The organism is Streptomyces sp. NPDC053431, from assembly GCF_044544925.1.
Taxonomy (GTDB): domain Bacteria; phylum Actinomycetota; class Actinomycetes; order Streptomycetales; family Streptomycetaceae; genus Streptomyces.
In genome coordinates this window covers 363,801-381,358 of record NZ_JBITXX010000002.1, presented here as the reverse complement: position 1 = coordinate 381,358, position 17,558 = coordinate 363,801, and the positions used below count along the sequence as shown (strand labels likewise).

16 protein-coding genes are annotated in these 17,558 nt (G+C 72.4%); 4 read left to right on the top strand and 12 right to left on the bottom strand.

Going from position 1 to position 17,558, the window contains the following annotated elements; genetic code table 11:
- From ACIGXE_RS07660 to ACIGXE_RS07635, 6 genes are all read right to left on the bottom strand, one after another.
- On the bottom strand, positions 1–480 hold the full coding sequence (locus ACIGXE_RS07660; RefSeq protein ID WP_399744538.1) for an SRPBCC family protein: 480 nt from the start codon (positions 478–480) through the stop codon (positions 1–3).
- A 1-nt stretch (position 481) separates the two neighbouring features.
- Positions 482–742: an acyl carrier protein gene (locus ACIGXE_RS07655; protein ID WP_399744536.1), complete on the bottom strand. Its 261-nt coding sequence runs from the start codon at positions 740–742 to the stop codon at positions 482–484.
- Between the two features lie 25 nt (positions 743–767).
- Positions 768–2,015, bottom strand: coding sequence for a ketosynthase chain-length factor (locus ACIGXE_RS07650; RefSeq protein WP_399744534.1), 1,248 nt, complete (start codon positions 2,013–2,015; stop codon positions 768–770).
- Entirely contained in the window at positions 2,012–3,280 is a 1,269-nt protein-coding gene (locus ACIGXE_RS07645; RefSeq protein ID WP_399744532.1) for a beta-ketoacyl-[acyl-carrier-protein] synthase family protein, read from the bottom strand. The genes ACIGXE_RS07650 and ACIGXE_RS07645 overlap by 4 nt, the downstream gene beginning before the upstream one ends.
- Positions 3,277–3,759: a cupin domain-containing protein gene (locus tag ACIGXE_RS07640; protein ID WP_399744530.1), complete on the bottom strand. Its 483-nt coding sequence runs from the start codon at positions 3,757–3,759 to the stop codon at positions 3,277–3,279. Before ACIGXE_RS07640 ends, ACIGXE_RS07645 begins: the two co-directional genes overlap by 4 nt.
- 65 nt (positions 3,760–3,824) lie before the next feature.
- Complete coding sequence (locus ACIGXE_RS07635) at positions 3,825–4,952, bottom strand: SchA/CurD-like domain-containing protein (protein ID WP_399744529.1); 1,128 nt, start codon at positions 4,950–4,952, stop codon at positions 3,825–3,827.
- A gap of 231 nt (positions 4,953–5,183) precedes the next feature.
- Here ACIGXE_RS07635 and ACIGXE_RS07630 point away from each other — a divergent pair, with 231 nt between their 5' ends.
- A complete protein-coding gene (locus ACIGXE_RS07630) occupies positions 5,184–6,872 on the top strand; it encodes an FAD-dependent oxidoreductase (protein WP_399744527.1) in 1,689 nt (562 codons plus the stop codon).
- Positions 6,873–7,017: 145 nt separating this feature from the next.
- Here ACIGXE_RS07630 and ACIGXE_RS07625 read toward each other — a convergent pair whose 3' ends face one another.
- From ACIGXE_RS07625 to ACIGXE_RS07610, 4 genes are all read right to left on the bottom strand, one after another.
- The gene (locus ACIGXE_RS07625) at positions 7,018–8,346 is read right to left on the bottom strand and encodes a radical SAM protein (RefSeq protein ID WP_399744525.1); all 1,329 of its coding nucleotides are present in this window, start codon (positions 8,344–8,346) and stop codon (positions 7,018–7,020) included.
- A gap of 130 nt (positions 8,347–8,476) precedes the next feature.
- Positions 8,477–9,181 (bottom strand): DUF2993 domain-containing protein, encoded by a 705-nt coding sequence (locus tag ACIGXE_RS07620; RefSeq protein WP_399744523.1) that lies wholly within the window; start codon positions 9,179–9,181, stop codon positions 8,477–8,479.
- Between the two features lie 56 nt (positions 9,182–9,237).
- Positions 9,238–10,149 carry an AAA family ATPase gene (locus ACIGXE_RS07615; protein WP_399744521.1) on the bottom strand — a complete coding sequence of 304 codons (912 nt, stop codon included), beginning with the start codon at positions 10,147–10,149 and terminating at the stop codon, positions 9,238–9,240.
- 2 nt (positions 10,150–10,151) lie between these two features.
- Positions 10,152–11,369: an RNA ligase gene (locus ACIGXE_RS07610; protein ID WP_399744520.1), complete on the bottom strand. Its 1,218-nt coding sequence runs from the start codon at positions 11,367–11,369 to the stop codon at positions 10,152–10,154.
- 245 nt (positions 11,370–11,614) lie between these two features.
- Here ACIGXE_RS07610 and ACIGXE_RS07605 point away from each other — a divergent pair, with 245 nt between their 5' ends.
- A complete protein-coding gene (locus ACIGXE_RS07605; RefSeq protein WP_399744518.1) occupies positions 11,615–11,818 on the top strand; it encodes a hypothetical protein in 204 nt (67 codons plus the stop codon).
- Between the two features lie 59 nt (positions 11,819–11,877).
- Complete coding sequence (locus ACIGXE_RS07600; RefSeq protein WP_399744517.1) at positions 11,878–12,546, top strand: class I SAM-dependent methyltransferase; 669 nt, start codon at positions 11,878–11,880, stop codon at positions 12,544–12,546.
- A gap of 60 nt (positions 12,547–12,606) precedes the next feature.
- Here ACIGXE_RS07600 and ACIGXE_RS07595 read toward each other — a convergent pair whose 3' ends face one another.
- Both ACIGXE_RS07595 and ACIGXE_RS07590 read right to left on the bottom strand, forming a co-directional pair.
- Positions 12,607–14,631, bottom strand: a complete 2,025-nt coding sequence (locus tag ACIGXE_RS07595) for a prolyl oligopeptidase family protein (protein ID WP_399744515.1) — start codon at positions 14,629–14,631, stop codon at positions 12,607–12,609.
- 101 nt (positions 14,632–14,732) lie between these two features.
- On the bottom strand, positions 14,733–15,158 hold the full coding sequence (locus tag ACIGXE_RS07590) for an ester cyclase (RefSeq protein ID WP_399744513.1): 426 nt from the start codon (positions 15,156–15,158) through the stop codon (positions 14,733–14,735).
- Between the two features lie 227 nt (positions 15,159–15,385).
- Here ACIGXE_RS07590 and ACIGXE_RS07585 point away from each other — a divergent pair, with 227 nt between their 5' ends.
- Positions 15,386–17,428, top strand: a complete 2,043-nt coding sequence (locus ACIGXE_RS07585) for a phosphocholine-specific phospholipase C (protein ID WP_399744511.1) — start codon at positions 15,386–15,388, stop codon at positions 17,426–17,428.
- Positions 17,429–17,558 lie beyond the last annotated feature (130 nt).

The following is a 17,558-nucleotide window of genomic DNA, read 5'->3' as shown; positions in this document are numbered from 1 at the left end:
TCAGGCCGGCATGACCGGAGCGTGGCCGCGCTCGCGCGCCTCCGTCACGATGCGGTCCCGGATGAGGGCCATCTGGGTGCGGGAGTTGCGGTTGATGTTGTCCGTCATCCACGCGTCGTCGACCGGGGCGTCGGGCTTCATCGCGAAGTCCTGGATCCAGCGCATCTGGACGCCACCGGGCAGCTCCGCGTACTCCCACCGGATGTTCATGTGCGCGAACGGTCCGGTCTCGACGCGGTGGGCCCGGACGACCCGCTGGTCGCGGTCGACGGTGCGCTCCGACACCCAGCTCCAGACCTTCCCGTTGTCGTCCGGGTGCATGGTCAGCCGGAAGGTGGTCGTGTCGCCGTCCCGGGAGAGCACCTCCACGGAGGCGTATTCGCTGAACAGCCGCGGCCACTTCTCGATGTCGTTGGTCATCTCCCAGACGAGATCGAAGGGGGCGTCGATGGTGATGCTGTTGTCGGTGTGTCCGGACACGTCAGCGCCCCGCCTTCAGCACGTCGTTGACCAGGACGACGAACTCCGCCGGCGTCTTGCAGCGCTCGGCGTCGTTGGGCAGCGACACGCTGTAGCGGTTCTCCAGCTCGCCCACGATGCCCAGCAGGCCGAGCGAGTCGACCCCGAGGCTGCCGAAGAGCCTCTCAGGGGACTGGGCGAGCTGCTGCGGGTCGACGGTCACGCCGGCCGACTGCTTCATCAGCGCGGCCAGTTCGTCGAAGGTCAGTTCCTTGGTGATCACTACGTTTCTCCTTCTCCGCCCGGTCCTACCGGGCGACCTCGCCGCGGCGCACGACCAGCGCCGCGTTGGATCCCATGAGTCCCCGGCTGAGCACGAGGGCCGTGCGCAGCTCGGCGGGACGAGCGCGGGACATCACCAGGTCAAGGTCATGGCAGATGTCGAGCACGTTGGGGGTGGGGGGCACCAGGCCGTGCTCCATCGCGAGCACGGCCGCCGCCGTGTCCAGCACGGACGCCCCGCAGTAGGCGCGTCCGATGCCGGTCTTGGGTGCGGTGACGGGGACCCGGCCGGCGTGCGCGCCCAGGGCGTCGGCGATGGCCAGGGCCTCGGCGCGGTCGGCCTCGGGCACGCCCAGGGCGTCGGCGAACACGACGTCGACCTCTTCCGGGGCGCAGTCGGCCTCGGCGAGGGCGACCCGGATCGCCCGGGCGAGTCCTTCGCGGGACTCCGCCCAGCGCGAGGCGCCGGTGAAGGTGGCGCCGTGGCCGGCCACGTAGCCGCGGACGGCCGCTCCCCGGTCGAGGGCACGGCGTTCGTCCTCGACGACGAGCATCGCGCCGCCCTCGGCGGGGACGAAGCCGCAGGCGCTCGCCGTGAAGGGGCGGTAGGCGCGGGCCGGGTCCTCGACGGTGCTGAGCTCGGGGTAGCCGAGCTGGCACGCCATCGAGTACGGGGCCAGCGGCGCCTCCGCGGCTCCGACGACCACGGCGCCGGTGCCCCGCCGGACGGCGCGCGCCGCGTGGGCGAGGGAGTCCAGGCCGCCGGCCTCGTCGCTGGCGACCACGCCGCACGGCCCCTTGAAGCCGTGCCGGATGGAGATCTGTCCGGTGCTCGCCGCGTAGAACCAGGCGATGGACTGGTAGGGACCGACGAACTTGGATCCCTGTCCCCACAGCTTCTGCAGCTCGCGCTGGCCGAATTCGCCGCCGCCCGATCCCGCGGCGGTGACCACGCCGATGTCGTAGGGCTCCTCCGCGGAGTGCTCGCCGCCGAGGCCGGCGTCGTCCAGGGCGAGTGCCGCGGCGGCCATCGCGTAGTGGGTGAAGCGGTCGGTCTGCACGAGGAAGCGTTCCTCGATGAGGGCGCAGGCGTCGAAGCCCTCGACCTGTCCCGCGACCTTCAGGGGCAGGTCCTCGCATCCCTCCCGGGTGATCCGGTCCAGGACGCCGAGGCCCTCCCGGACGGACTTCCAGTACGCGTCGGCGCGCAGTCCGTTGGGCGCGATGACACCGATTCCGGTGACGGCCGCGCGTGGTGGACGTTGACCTCTCATCGTGTCCTCCCGCCCGGCCCTGCCAGGAGCACGGCGGACTGGAAGCCGCCGAAGCCGCTGCCGACGGAGAGCACGTTCCTCAGCTTCCGGGGGCGGGCGGTGCGCGGCACGTAGTCCAGGTCGCACTCGGGGTCGGGGATCTCGTAGTTGGCCGTGGGCGGCACCACCTGGTGCTTCAGGGCGAGCACACAGGCGGCGACCTCTATCGCGCCGATCGCGCCGAGCGAGTGCCCCACCATGGACTTGATGGAGCTCATGGGCGTGTCGTACGCGTGGGAGCCCAGGGACAGCTTCACGGCGGCCGTCTCGTGCCGGTCGTTCTGCCGGGTGCCCGAGCCGTGCGCGTTGACGTAGTCGATCGCCGTGGGGTCGAGGCCGGCCTGGGTCAGGGCGGTGTCGATCGCCCGGGACATCTCCAGCCCCTCGCTGGTCAGACCGGTCATGTGGTACGCGTTCCCGTAGGTGGCGTAGCCGCTGATCTCGCAGTAGATGTGCGCGTCGCGGGCCCGGGCGTGCTCGTACTCCTCCAGGACGAGGACCGCGGCGCCTTCGCCCATGACGAAGCCGTTGCGGCGGTTGTCGAAGGGCTTGGAGGCGTGCTCGGGGTCGTCGTTGTCGGGGGAGGTCGCCTTGATGGCGTCGAAGCAGGCCATCGTGATCGGGGATATCGGCGAGTCCGACGCCCCCGCGATGCAGACGTCCGCCCGGCCCTCCTCGATGGTGTGGAAGGCGTAGCCGACGGCGTCGAGGCCGGAGGTGCAGCCGGTGGAGACGGTCTGCACCGGGCCCCGGGCGCCGAACCGTTCGGCCACGACGGAGGCGAGGGTGCTCGGCGAGAACGCCAGGTGCAGCTTCGGCTCGGCCGCCCGGTGGTCCACGTCCCACCGTCGGCCGCGCTCGCTGACCAGGACGTAGTCGTGCTCCAGTCGGGTGGTGCCGCCGACGGCGCTGCCCAGGGAGACGGCGACGCGCCAGGGGTCCTCGGCGTCGGTGTCGAGTCCGGAGTCGCGTACGGCTTCTCCCGCGGCGGCCACGGCGAACTGGACGTACCGGTCGGCGTGCTGGACCAGCTCCTGGTCCAGGCCGTGCGCGAGCGGGTCGAAGTCGCACTCGGCGGCTATGCGGGAGCGCAGGCCGGCCGGATCGAACAGGGTGATGCCACGGGTCGCGGTGCGGCCCTCGGCGAGCAGGTCCCAGAAGGCCGCCGTGCCGTCGCCGCCCGGGGCGATCACACCGATGCCGGTGACCGCCACGCGCCGGGTCACTCGAGCGCCCCCGTCCGCTCGGCCGCCTGTCCGTGGTCCCCCTCGCACAGGTGCGGGGCGGTCACGGCGAGCTCGGGCGCCGGGGCCGCCTCGTCGGTGGCCTCGGTGTCGACGTGGCCCATGCTGGGGTGCGGCGCGAGGGGCCCGAGGTGGAAGACCATCCGGGCCTCCACCTCACCGATGTTGCGGAACCGGTGCCGCACACCGATCGGGATCAGCAGCCCCTGGTCGGGCAGCAGGGTGTGCGTCTCGCCGTCCAGGTCCACCTCGAAGTGGCCCTGCACGACGTAGACGAACTCCTCGGAGTAGGGGTGGTAGTGCTCGCCGATGCGCTCACCCGGCATGACGATGGCCAGGCCCATGAAGCCGCTGGTGGAACCCACCGTCGCCGGCGTGAGCATGGCCCGGATGTCACCTCCGCGTCTGCGGTTCGGCTCCGTGTCGCTGAGGTTCACGATGTGCGGGCGCTGCTTGAGCATGGTTGATACCTCCGAGTGTGCGGTGACGGGTGGGGACGGCCGGGGTCGAGGGCCGCGGTGACCCCTCAGGAGTCACCCGAGGTGCGGTCGGTGACGGGGAGCATGTCGGCGTGCGACAGCAGCCGGTTGACGTTGCGCTCGGTGTCCAGGGCGCCCTCGACGCCGATGGCGGCGCCGTCGAGCAGACGCTCCAGCTCCGCGGCCTTCCCGGGGCCCTTGACGCCGAGGGAGGCGACGGGGTCCGCGTCGAGGTCGGCGGTGATGTCGATCAGCCGCACCACGATGTCGTCGCGCGAGAAGAGGGTGCTGCCGTACACGGGGCTGTCCGGGTCGTTCGCGGCCGCCTCGTCCTGTTCGGCGAGCAGCCGCGCCAGCTCCATGCCGCGGCCCTGCTTGGCCGGGTAGTACAGGGCGTGGCGGCGCAGGCCGGCGGGCTTCGGGCGGCCGGAGACCACGTGGTGCACGGCCGGGAGCGCCGCGCGGGTGAAGAAGACGCGGGCCGACTCGGGGTCGGTGAGGTCCCGGTCCTGCTCCAGATAGGGGTTGATGGCCTCCTCGACGGCCCGGACCTCGGGCTGCCGGGCGACGTGGCGCAGCGCGACGAGCAGGTCGCCCTCCACCTCCACGGCCCGGACGACCCGGTTGCCGTGCATGAACAGCGAGGTGCGGCGCAGCCGGGTGTTCTCGTCGACCTGGGCCTTGGGCGACTGGTAGCCGGCGAGGAGTTCCGCGACCTTCGACTCGGAGCCCGGCTTGACGGTGAAGGTGAGCGCGTGGCGGGTCACTCCGTCGCCCACGCGGGCCGTCGTCCGGGCCGCGGTGCCGGCCTCGGGGGTGGCCGGCCGCTGGGCCCCGGTCTCGCGGAGGATGCTGTAGCGCATGGACCGGGTGTCCCGGACGCAGCTGTGCATCGGCTTGACGGTCTCGACGTGCTCCTCGCTGCTGACCCAGGCCAGGAAGGGCGGGGCGCTCTCCCACTCGCTGGTGATGAGCCACTGCGAGGGGTTCTCGATGGACTGGCACAGCTGGTCGCTGATGTGCCCGGGGACTCCTGCGACCTGCTTGCGCATCACCTCGTACGCCTCGAGGAACTGCTGCTGGGCGCCTTCGTACAGGTCCAGCAGCAGGATCACGCGCAGTCGGGAGCCGTCGAACGCCGATTGCGACGTGCGTGCGGGGGCGGTGGTGGTCATGCGACGCACCTCTTCTCTTCTTCGAGAGCGGGGAGGGACGGCCTGGCTCTGGGGGCCGGGGTCGTCGTCATGTACCGAAGGCTGACCCGGTCCGGCGATCCCGGCGACCCCCACGGTGCGGATGAGTGAACCGTGGGTCATTCGGGTGCCCCGCGCACACGCGGCGGCCCAGGGAGGGCATGAATCTGCTTCCCATCCCCGAAGCGCGTCGCAGGTGACGCGGGAGGACCAATGAACCGAAGCGCACCGGTCGGCGAGACCGGGCACCGTACGCCCGTCCTCATCGTCGGCGGCTCCCTCGTGGGTCTGTCCACCTCGCTCTTCCTGGGGCGTCTCGGCGTGCCGCACACGCTGGTCGAGCGCCACTCGGGCACGTCGATCCACCCCCGTGGGCGGGGGAACAACCTGCGCACGATGGAGCTGTTCCGCGTGGCCGGGGTCCAGCAGCGCATCAAGGCGGCGGCGTCCGTCCTGGCCGCCAACAACGGCATCCTGCAGACGCCGAGCCTGGTGGGCGAGGCCGGCGAGTGGCTGTTCCGGAAGATCGACTCCGACGGCAGCGTGGCCCGCTTCAGCCCTGCCGAATGGTGCCTGTGCAGCCAGAACGACCTGGAGCCGGTGCTGCTGGCGAGCGCCCGGGAGCTGGGCGGTGATCTGCGCTACTCGACCGAGCTGATGTCGTTCGAGCCGGACCCCGAGGGCGTGACCGCGCATCTCAAGAGCCGCGAGACGGGTGAGCACACCACCGTCCGGGCGGATTTCCTGGTCGCCGCCGACGGGCCGCGCAGCCCGGTGCGCGAGCGTCTGGGCATCGGTCAGACCGGCCCGGGCGACCTGTTCCACAACGTGAGCATCACCTTCGTCTCCCGCGACCTCGCGGCGGTCGTCGGCGACCGGCGCTTCATCATCTGCTACCTGACGAACCCGGAGGCGGACGGAGCGCTGCTCCCGGTGGACAACGGCGAGCGCTGGGTGTTCCACGCCCCGTGGCATCCCGAACGCGGTGAGACGCTCGAGGAGTTCACCGACGAGCGGTGCCGGGAGCACATCCGGCGGGCCGTGGGTGTGCCGGATCTCGACGTGGAGATCACCGGCCGGGCTCCGTGGCACGCCGCCGAGCGGATCGCCGAACGGTACGGGGACGAGCGGGTGTTCCTCGTCGGCGACGCGGCCCACGAGATGCCGCCCACGGGTGCCTTCGGCTCCAACACCGGTATCCAGGACGCGCACAACCTGGCCTGGAAGCTCGCCGCGGTGCTGGGCGGGTGGGCCGGTCCGGGGCTGCTCACGTCCTACGACACGGAGCGCCGGCCGGTCGCGGAGGCGACGAGCGCCCGCGCCTCGTCGCGTTCGGTCGAGCACAGCCATCCCGGATACGCCCCCGGTCCGGGAGCGGGCGGCCCCGGGGGGCGGACGGGCGGGATCCTCAACGTGGCGCTGGGCTACCGCTATCCGCAGGGGGCGGTCCTGGGCGCGGACCCCACGGTGCCGATCGTGCCCGACGGGCTGCGGCTGACGGGCGAGCCGGGCAGCCGTGCGCCCCACCTGTGGCTGGAGCGCGCGGGCACCCGGATCTCCACCCTGGACCTGTACGAGCGGTCCCTCGTGCTGCTCAGTTCCGCGGACACGCCCGGCGGATGGCACGGCGCGGCCGCGCGGGTCGCCGAACGTCTGGCCGTGCCGCTCGACTCGTACCGGATCGGTACGGGGGGCGAGGCGGAGCTCGCCCCGGCCGGCGGGGACTGGGCCGAGGCGCACGGCGTCACGGCGAGCGGCGCGGTCCTGGTCCGCCCGGACGGATTCGTCGCCTGGCGGTCCGAAGGCTCGTCGGAGGACCCGGAGTCGGCCCTGCGGGCCGCTCTCACCTCCGTCCTCGCGCTGGACGCGCGGGCGGGCCAGGGGGTCCACGGCCCCCGCTGACGGGCCGGCGGGGGCGGCGCGCCGTCCGGCGCCCTCCCCGCCACTTTGAGCGGCGACGCTCCTCAACCGCGCAGACGGACGACCGACGCTCCTCAGCCTTACGGGTAAGGCTGAGGAGCGTCGGTCGTGTGCGCGGGCGGGGAGGTCAGTCGGAGGCCGGCTCCGCGGCCGGGAGGCTGTCCATGAAGGAGCTCACCGAGAACACCGCGTTGCCGGGGCCGGCCGGGCCGTATCCGGGGGGCGAGCTGAGGCCGTGGGACTCCATCGTCGCGCGGTAGGCGTCGAGGAGGCGGATGTGGTACTCGAGCGGCGCGCCCGCGGGATTGGCCTTGCCGAGCGGGGTGGTGGGCTCGGGGCACCAGGTGGTGAACCGGGGCGTGATGCCGCGGGACATGAAGTACTCCAGGCCCTCCGTGGTGGAGGCGATGGCCTCGTCGACCGTGGTGAAGCCGAAGGGCTCGGCCATCTCCACCCCCGCCACGAAGTTGGGGATGACGTTGCGCGGGCCGAAGACCTCCGCGGAGTCGAGGATCCGGCGGTGCCACTCGTCGCGGCCGACGTACCGCTCCTTGCCCGGGCAGTACAGCTCGAACAGGCGCTTGTCCCACACCTCGTAGTTGGGGTGGTAGATCTGGATCCCGTAGTCCTTGAAGCGCTGGACGTCGGCCTTGGGCAGCGCCTGGGCGACGACCTTGCCGATCCAGCGGCCGGGGAAGCGCTCCTCGATGGCCTGGGCGTACTGGCCGTAGAAGTCGGCCTCGTCCTTGCCGCCGACCTGGGAGGTGACGGCCCCGCCGGTGAGGGTGTACGCGGTGGAGGCGCCGGCGGTGTCGTACTTGTCGATGATCGCGAGCGCCTCCAGCACCTCCTCGACGTCCTTCACACCGGTGTAGGGGCGTCCGGCGGCCTTGTGCTGGCGCCAGTTGTGGTTGATGTCGCAGTACTGGCACTCCTCCTTGGCGCCGAAGTACTGGCAGACGCGGAAGACCGTCAGGTAGATGAGGTAGCCCCACTGGATGGTGGGGGCGACCTCCATCACCGACTTCCCGCTGGCGAGGGTGTGCCGGTAGTACTCGGGCATCGGCGGGAGGCCGACGTCGGCGATGCGGCGCCCGTCCAGGTAGAGCCCGAGCATCCCGTCCTCGCCCGCGGCGACCCGGTAGGGCGAGGCGGGGTTCACGCGGACGGAGACGACGGTGCGGCGCAGCTCGTACGGGCCGCCGGTGAGGACGATCTCCTCCGGCGGCCGGCGCAGCGCGGCCTGGCCGAGCTCGGGCAGGGTGCGGTGGTCGAAGGAGAAGATGAAGTACGACTTGGGCTTGACCTCGCCCGAGGCCTCGTCGCCGGAGTCGGTGAGCGCCGAGTCGTCGAACGCGATGCCGCCGCGCAGCAGGTCTTCCTTGATCACCGCCTCCTTGGGGACGTGCGGGAAGCGGTGCATGAGGTCTTCGACCTCGTCGGTGCGGCGGATCATGCGCGAAGACATCTCCTCGGTCGTGCGGTCGCGGGCTGTCGTGGGCCGGTGTCCACCCTAGGACGGCGCCGGCGGGCTCGGCATCCGCCCCCGGTCGCGGTCGGTCTCCGTCCGGGGGCGGAGGGCCGGGTCAGCGGCCCAGGACGACCTGGTGTCCGGTGAGCTCCAGCTGCAGGCCGTCCGGGTTCGAGCGGGCGGCGGTGAAGTCGATGTTCTGCGGCAGGGGCACCCGCCAGGTGTACGTGGCGCCGCCGAGCTCCGGGACGCGCAGCTGGAACTCGTCGGCCGCCACGGCCACGCTCGCCGCCGTGTCCAGCGGCCTGCCGTCCCAGGTCCCGGTCACGCGCAGCGCCGCCTCCTGGCCCGAGGACCCGCCGGCGGCCGGGGCGACGGTGAGCGCGCCGCCCTTGCCGAGCAGTCGGGAGACGACCCCGGACAGCTCCTCGTAGCCGATGGTGACGCGGCCGGTGACCAGGTTGGCGCCGGCGCTGCGCGCGGACAGCGAGGACGCGGTCAGGTCCCGCAGGTCGAGGTCGAGCTTCCGCACGGTGAGGTGGTCGCCCTGGGCGCCGGCCGTGGTGTTGACGGAGAAGTTCCCGGCGGTCAGCGTCACGTGGTCGAGGCTGAGGTCCGCGGCCTGGGTGAGGAAGGGGAAGCCGTGGATGGAGACCTCGGTGAAGCCGTCGGTCGATCCCGCTCCGTAGCCGTACCTCTCCTCCGCGAGGGCGACGGCCTCCTTCTCCGCGTAGTGCACCGCGATCCGGTCCGCCGCGACGAACAGCCCCGCGACCACGACGACCAGAACCACGAGCACCTTGACCCAGCGCCGCTTCATTCCGTACCCCCCGTGCGTGCCGTGCCCGCCCCGTGCGGGCACCGGCACGTCCGATCCTAGAAGTTGCCGTAATTGACCTGCCACGTGGGCAGGCCCATGCGGCGCCAGACGGCGACGACCCGGTCCCGGTCGTCCAGGGAGACGCGGACGGCGTAGCGGTGCCGCACGTGGGCGTCGAAGAGCTCCGCCTTGACCAGGTCGTCGGAGCGGCCGTCGTCGGAGGCGCGCATCCACAGCTCGTCGTACGGCACCTCGTACCGCTTCAGCCATGCCTCGGTGAGCTCCCGGTGATCCTCGCTGCGGCCGGAGAGCAGGACGATCCGGTCCTCGTGGGCGGCGCGGAAGGCGCGCAGCGCCTCGCGGACGGGGACGTTGAGCAGGTCGAGGTCGCACCGGGTGAAGTCGTACGGTCCGCGGTCGCCGCGCAGCGCGAGGGTGCCGTCGATGTCGCAGAGGACGGCGGAGGGCAGCGCGGCGTCGGGGACGTACGGAGTGACGGCGGGGCGGTCGTTGAGCCAGTCGTCGGTGAGCCGCCAGCCGCCGCGGGTGGCCTTGGCGTGCTTGTCGGCGAGGATGCGGATGATCTCCTCGCCGACCGGCCGCTCGCGGGCGGCGTCCCGGCGGACGCACTCGTCGACGGGGACGTGGGTGAAGTCGTGCACGACGAAGGTGGCCTCGCGGCCGGCGACGGCGGCCTTGAGGCGCTTCGGGATGTGCGGGGTGAGGTGGGTGTTGTCGACGACGACGTCGAAGCCGTCGTCGACGGCGGCGCGGACCGCCGCGTCCTGGATGCCGAGCACGGTCTGCTCGTGGGCGTGCGAGCGGTCGCCGCTCGGCAGGTCGAGCATCTGGCGCAGGTCGTCGAGGTTGACGCGGCGCATCCGGCCCTCGGACCGCTCCTGCAGGGCGCGGGCGGCGGTCGTCTTGCCGGAGGCCGGCAGTCCGGTCATGACGTGGACCACGGGCACGGTCAGTTCTCCTCGTCGTGGGTGAAGGGGTCGGCGGCCTCGGGACGGAGGGCACGCCAGGTCAGCAGATCGGTACGGCGCCCGTCGAGGCGCAGGAAGAGGGCGGAGCGCAGCTGCCGGTCGGGCAGCGCCTTGGCGGCCCGCGCGAAGGCGCCCCGGTCGTCGGCGAGGTGAGCGACGGCCTTGTAGGCCTCGTCGACGGCGCGCTCGCGCGCGGCGAACTCCTCCTCCAGGCGGGCGATGACGGACCGCACCCAGGCGTCGAACTCGTCGGGCACCTGCTCCAGGAGGGCGTCGAGAGGACGCCCGCCGGTGGAGCGGATGCCGCCGAGTTCGGCCATCGACAGACCGAGGCCCTGGGCCAGGACCTTGGCGGCGGTCCCGGCGAAGCGCTGGATGCCGTGGCCGCGCCAGATGTCGCGCTCCGTCACTCCGGTCAGGACCTTGTGGAGGCGTACGTACTCGGCGATCTTGGCCTTGGCGCGGACGCCGGAGGCGAAGCGCAGCACGAAGCCCTCGGCGTCCATGCCGGTGGCGGGGCTGCCGTCGGGCAGCGTGTTCGTCTCGGTCAGCTTCAGGAGCGCGTCGAGCGGCATGGGCGGGTGGACGGTGACGACCGAGCCGATGCCCCGCCAGGCCGTCGCGGCCTCGGCGAGCGGGGTCTCGGTGCCGTCGGGGCCGTAGGCGGCGAGCAGCACGAGGTCCCGGCGGGCGCCGTAGTCGACGACGATCCGGTTCTCCGGGTAGACGATCTCCATGAGATACGTCACGCCGGGCACGAGGGCCGTGGTGTCGGCGGCGTCGAGGCGGCGCTGAGCCCAGCCGGCCTGGGTGCTCACGAAGGAGCCCTTGGAGGCGACCCGCCACCGGCCCTCGTAGTGGAAGACGACGCCGAGGCTGCCGTCCACCTTCTCGTACACCTCGAACGGCTCCTCGGGCAGCGCGGGCGCGTAGGGGCGGCCGCTCTCGTGCTCGGAGACGTTGAAGAACTTGGGCAGCGGCAGGGCGACGATCCGTCCGGTGCGGTCGTCGGCGACGAGACCCCGGCAGCGGGTGGTGACCTGGTTCCAGACGCCTTCGTACTGGCAGACCCGCGTGTACGTGTAGATCGACAGCGGCAGCTCGGGGTGTGACTTACGGGTCACATGCCCGGCTTCGACGGCGGCCGCCAGCTCGTGCGGCGGCAGCAGCGCGTCGAGAGTCAGGTACGCCTGGCTCATCGGTTCCCTCCCCTGTTCAAGGAGGCTCATTCTTCTGTGTGTCCGCGTCCCTGACCAGCGAATTGGCGGACCGCTCGGGACGGACGGCGGGGGGGCCGGCCACGTCCGCGAGGGGGCGGCGCCCCCCGCCTCCGGCGTCCGGGAGCGCGCCCGGAGCACCGGGCCCGCGCCGGTACCGGTGCGCCCGGCCCCGTAGACTCGCCGCCCGAGGACGTACGTCGCAGAAGGCCGAGGAAGCGAGCGCAATGAACTACGCGGACACCACCGCCCCCATCTACGCCGAGCTCATACGCGAGCAGGGGGACGTTCCCGGCGAGGTGCGCCGGACCGCCGAGGAGGTGCTGCGCGACCTCAGCCGTGTGATCCAGATGCCGCCGTCCGGGCTCGGCCCGACGGGCGCGCAGATGCAGCCGATGCAGGCGATGCAGCCCACGCATCCCCTGCAGTGAACACGCGTCCCATGCAGTGAAACCGAGGCCGCCACGGCGGCGGACAGGGGGTCGGGAGCATGACGGGTACGGACCGCGGGAACGGGACCGGCGACGGGGCGCACGAGCGCGTACGGCGCAGCTACGACGTCGTGGCCGAGGAGTACGTGGCCCGCATCGGCGGCGAGCTCGACGGGAAGCCGCTGGACCGGGCGCTGCTGGCCGCCCTGGCCGAGCAGGCGGGCGACGGCGCGGTGATCGCCGACCTGGGCTGCGGGCCGGGGCACGTGGCCGGGTGGCTCGCGGAGCGCGGGCCGGGCGTGGTCGGGGTCGATCTCTCCCCCGCCATGGTGGAGATCGGCCGCAAGCGGTATCCGCGGGTGGAGTTCCGCGAGGGCGACCTGCTGGGACTGCCGGCGCGGGACGGCGAGTTCGACGCGGCCGTCGCGCTGTACTCGCTCATCCATCTGGCGCCGGCCGAGCTGGCCCCGGCCCTCGCCGAGATCCGCCGGGTGCTGCGCCCCGGCGCCCTGCTGCTGGTGTCCTTCCACATCGGCACCGAGGTGCGGAACCTCACCGAGTGGTGGGGCCACGACGTGGACGTCGACTTCCACTTCCTGCAGCCCGCGGCCGTCGCGGCCGCGCTGCGCGAGGCCGGCTTCCGGATCGAGGCCGAGCTGGAACGCGCTCCCTACCCGCACGAGGCGGAGACGCGGCGCTCCTGCCTGCTGGCCCGCCGGGAGGACTGAGCGCGGCAGGGCCGGCACCGGGCCTGCGGGCGGCCGGGGGACATGCCCCCGGCCGCGTGGTCAGGCCCCCAGGGTGCGCCAGAGGAAGGTGTGCTCCAGGGCGCTGTTGTAGGCGGTCTGTTCGTGGTCGCTCGCGCCGGCGTGGCCGCCGGAGAGCGTCTCGTGGAGCAGCACCCGGTGGCCGAGCTCGCGCAGCCGGGCCGCGGCCTTGCGGGCGTGTCCGGGGTGCACCCGGTCGTCGCGGGTCGAGGTGGTGAGCAGCACGGGCGGGTAGGGCCGGTCGGCGGCGAGCCGGTGGTACGGGGAGAGCGCGGCGAGGTGCGGCCGGTCGGCCGGGTCGTCCGGATCCCCGTACTCGGCGATCCAGCTGGCCCCGGCGAGCAGCGTGTGGAAGCGCAGCATGTCGAGCAGCGGGACGTGGGCGACGATCGCGCCGAACAGCTCGGGGCTGCGGACGAGCATGGCGCCCATGAGCAGTCCGCCGTTGCTGGCGCCGGTGATGCCGAGCTGTCCGGGAGTGGTGATGCCCCGGGCGACGAGGTCGCGGGCGACGGCCTCGAAGTCCTCGTAGGCACGGTGCCGGTCGGCCTTGAGGGCGCTGCGGTGCCAGCGGGGCCCGTACTCCCCGCCGCCGCGGATGCCCGCCACCACGTAGGTGCCGCCCCGGGCGAGCCAGGCCCGGCCGCGCACGCTGTCGTAGGAAGGCGTCAGGGAGACCTCGAAGCCGCCGTACCCGGTGAGGAGGGTGGGGCCCGGGACGTGCTCGCGGGCGCCGACGACGGTGTACGGGACGCGGGTGCCGTCGGCGGAGGTCGCGAAGTACTGGCGGGCGTCGAGGCCCGTGGCGTCGAAGCGCTCGGGGGCCTGCTTGACGGTCTCGCCCGGCTGTCCGATCTCGCCGCGGGTGAGGGTGGTCGGGGTGAGGTGCCCGGTGATCGTCAGGAAGTACTCGTCGCCGGTGTCCGGGTCGGTGTCGGTGAGGCCGGCGGAGGCGAGCGGCGGGATGTCGGCGAGTTCACGCCGCTGCCAGCCGTCCGGTCCGGGGGTGAGGACGTGCAGACGGCTGGCGACGTCCTGGAGGGTCTCGACGACCAGGTGGTGGCGGGTCCAGGCGTGGCCGGCGAGGGCGGTCCGCTCGTCGGGGACGAAGAGGACCTCGGGCTCGCGGTCGCCGGCGAGGAAGGCGTCGAGGCGGAAGGCGAGCAGGGCTCCGGCGGGCTGCCCGAGCCAGGGCGCCTTCGGGGTGACGAGCAGCCACTCGCGGTGCACGGAGCTGTCCGCGTCGTCGGGGACGTCGATCCGGCGCAGCTCGCCGGCCTCGGTGAGGAGGTGGGTCTCGTGGTGCCAGAAGTCCCGGTAGCGGACGACGAAGTCGCGCTCGAAGCCCTCGGTCGGATCGTGCCAGGCGGAGACGGCGAGGTCCGACTCGACTCCCTCGTACACGAGTTCGGCGGCGTCGAGCTGAGTGCCCCGGCGCCAGCGGCGTACGGTGCGGGGGTAGCCGGAGGCGGTCATGGAGCCGGGCCCCTGGTCGGTGCCGACGAAGACGTGCTCCTCGTCGATCCAGCCGATGTCGGTCTTGGCCTCGGGCAGCCGGAAGCCGTCCTCGACGAACGCCCGCTCCGCCAGGTCGTACTCCCGCACCACCACGGCGTCGCCGCCGCCCCGGGCCAGGCTCACCAGGGCCCGCCGGAAGCCGGGCCGCAGCACCTGCGCCCCGGCCCAGGTCCAGTCCTCGCCCTCGGCGGCGGCGAGCGCGTCGAGGTCGAGCAGCACGTCCCAGGCGGGCTCGTCGGTGCGGTACTCGTCCAGGGTGGTGCGCCGCCAGACGCCACGGACGTGCTCGGCGCTCTGCCAGAAGTTGTAGAGGTGCTGCCCGCGGCGCCGGGTGTACGGGATCCGGTCGGGCGCGTCGAGCACCTCGCGCAGCTCGGCGACGAGCGCGCCGAAGCCGTCGCCGTCGGCGAGCTCGGCCTTCGTCTCGGCGTTCCGCTCCCGCACCCAGGCGAGCGCGCGCTCGCCCTCGACCTCCTCCAGCCAGAGGTAGGGGTCGGTGGTGCCGGTGTCCGTGCTCGTCTCGGTCATGCCGACGATTGTGGACCACGCCGCCGACACCGCGCCGCCCGCCCCGGGGCGGGCCTGGTTCCGGCCCGCCGCGGGGCCGGGCCGGCCGCTTCGGGGCCGGCTCAGTCCTCCGGGAGCAGCCCGAGCTGGTCCAGGAACTCCATCTGGTCGAAGTACAGCCGATAGCTCGCGATGCGCCCGTCCCTCACCTGCGCCAGGTCGATCCCGCGGATGTTGACCATCCGGCCCGTCGCCGGGAGCGTCTCCCCGTCGGGGAGGGGGATCGGGCCCGTGTTCTTGCCGCTGAAGATGCCTTCGTCGATGGCGGTGTCACCGATCTCGAAGCGGTTCCGGTAGGTGAACGTCGGGTCCGGTATCGATGTGGTCATCGAGCGCCAGTACTCGACGATCGCGTCGCGTCCCTGTATCTCGCCCTCGTCGGGGGTGAGGGCGACGGCGTCCTCGGTGTACAGGTCGGCGATCGTCTTGAGGTCCCCGTGGGTCACCGCCTCGGTGAGACGGTCCATCACGTCACGTGCCTCGCCCATGATCCACCTCCGTGGTCCGGATCCGGGTGCGTCCCGTGCTCTCATTCTCCCCCGGATCCCATTGGTTCGAATCCGGACCAAACGTCAGCGGGTATCTAGCGCATCAGCTCGGCCATCTCCGGAAGTTAACCAATCGATTACTGCACGGCCGTATACCTTTGGGCCGCCTTCCCCCATCCTGGCCTCGGCGTGCCACCAGGGCACCCACGGGACACGAGGGGCGGGGCATGATTCCCATCAGCCGCAGAGGGTTCGTAGGGATCGGGGCGGGGCTGGTCGCGGGGGCCGCGCTGCCCGCCGGGCCGGCGGGGGCGGCGGAGGCGACCTCGGCCGCCGCGGCGGCGGCCACCGGGACGATCACCGACGTGAAGCACGTGGTGATCCTCATGCAGGAGAACCGCAGCTTCGACCACTACTTCGGCCGGCTGCGCGGTGTGCGGGGCTTCGGCGACCGGGCCGCCGGGAACATCCCGGGCGGCTGGGGCACCTTCAACCAGCCCAACTGGGGCGGCCGCCAGTACCCGTGGAAGCTGAGCGCCACTCCCCCGGCGGGCGGCGTGGACGGCGAGACGCTCGCGCAGTGCAACGGCGACCTGCCGCACAGCTGGACCTCGCAGCACGCGGCCTGGAACAAGGGCCGGATGGACAACTGGGTGACGGGCGTCGGCAACACCCGCACGCTCGGCTACCTGGACCGCGGCGACATCCCGTTCCATTACGCGCTCGCCGACAACTACACCGTCTGCGACGCCTACTTCTGCTCGACGCTCAGCGCGACCGGCCCCAACCGCACCTTCCTGTGGAGCGGCAAGGTCGACGCCGGCAGCAAGGACGGCGGCGACGAGTCGGGGCTGACCTGGGAGACGTACGCGGAGGCGCTGCAGCGGGCCGGGATGACCTGGAAGGTCTACCAGAACGCCCAGGACAACTACGGCGACAACGGCCTGGCGTACTTCAAGAGGTTCACCGACGCCAGGCCGGGCGACCCGCTGTACGACCGCGGCATGGGCTCGGTGCCGAAGGTGACGGGCTCGACCCCGGACGACATCGCGGCCGCGATCCGCGCCGACGTCGTGGCGGGCACGCTGCCGCAGGTCTCCTGGGTGGTGGCGAGCGAGGCCTTCTCGGAGCACCCGTACGCCCCGCCGGGCGACGGCGCCCACTTCGTGGACCTGGTGTACCGGGCGCTCGCGGCGAACCCCGAGGTCTTCGACTCGACCGTGCTCTTCCTCAACTACGACGAGAACGACGGCTTCTTCGACCACGTGCCGCCGCCCGTCGCGCCGCCCGGCACGCCCGGCGAGTACATCGACGGGGTGCCGATCGGTCTCGGCTTCCGGGTCCCGATGCTCGTCATGTCGCCGTGGACCCGCGGCGGCTGGGTCAGCTCCGAGGTCTTCGACCACACCTCCGTGCTGCGCTTCATGGAGGTGTGGACGGCGGCCCTCGGCACCCCTGCCACCTGCCCCAACATCAGCGCCTGGCGGCGCAAGGTGGTCGGCGACCTGACCGGCGTCTTCGACTTCGCGCACCCGGTGTACGGGGTGCCGGCGAACCTGCCCGGCACCGCCAAGGTCATCGGCCAGGCCACCTGCGGCCCGCTGCCCAACCCGGTCCCGCAGGACAACGCGCTGCCCGCCCAGGAGTCGGGCACGCGTCCGGCGCGGGCCGTGCCGTACCAGGTGAACGGCAACCTCGACCGCTTCGAGTTCGGCGCCGCCGGCAAGATCCTCGCCTGGTTCTCGATGACCAACCAGGGCACCGAGGCCCGCCGCTCCGCGCACTTCTCCATCCACCCGCACCAGTACCGGGACACCGCCGCCTGGCAGTACACGGTCGACCCGGGCGCCACCGCCACCGACTACTTCAACATCGGGCTGGGCTCGGGCTCCGGCAAGTACGACATCTCGATGATGGGCCCCAACCGCTTCCTGCGCCGCTTCATCGGCGACGCCTCCAAGGCGGGCAAGGACATCGAGGTCGCGGCACGCTACGCGACCGAGCCGGGCACCGGGAAGACGGCGATCTGGTTCAGGATGAGCAACAACTCCGCCTCCGCCGTCACCTTCACGATCCGCTCCGACGCCTACCGCACGGACGGCCCCTGGACGTACACGGTCCCGGCGAAGTCCTCCCGCGAGGACTACTTCAACGCGGTCGCGTACAGCGGCGGCTGGTACGACTTCACGATCCTCGCCGACCTCGACGGCACCTGGTCGCGCCGCTACACCGGTCACATCGAGACGGGCACGCCGAGCGTCACGGGCTGACGGCCCACACCAGCCGCTCCGGGCCGCGGCAGACGGCCGCCGGGCCGGAGCGGTGGGCCGCGTCGTCGTACCGAGCCGACCGCCCCGCTTCACTCATCCAGCCGATAAATATGGTTTCCAAGTGATGTGC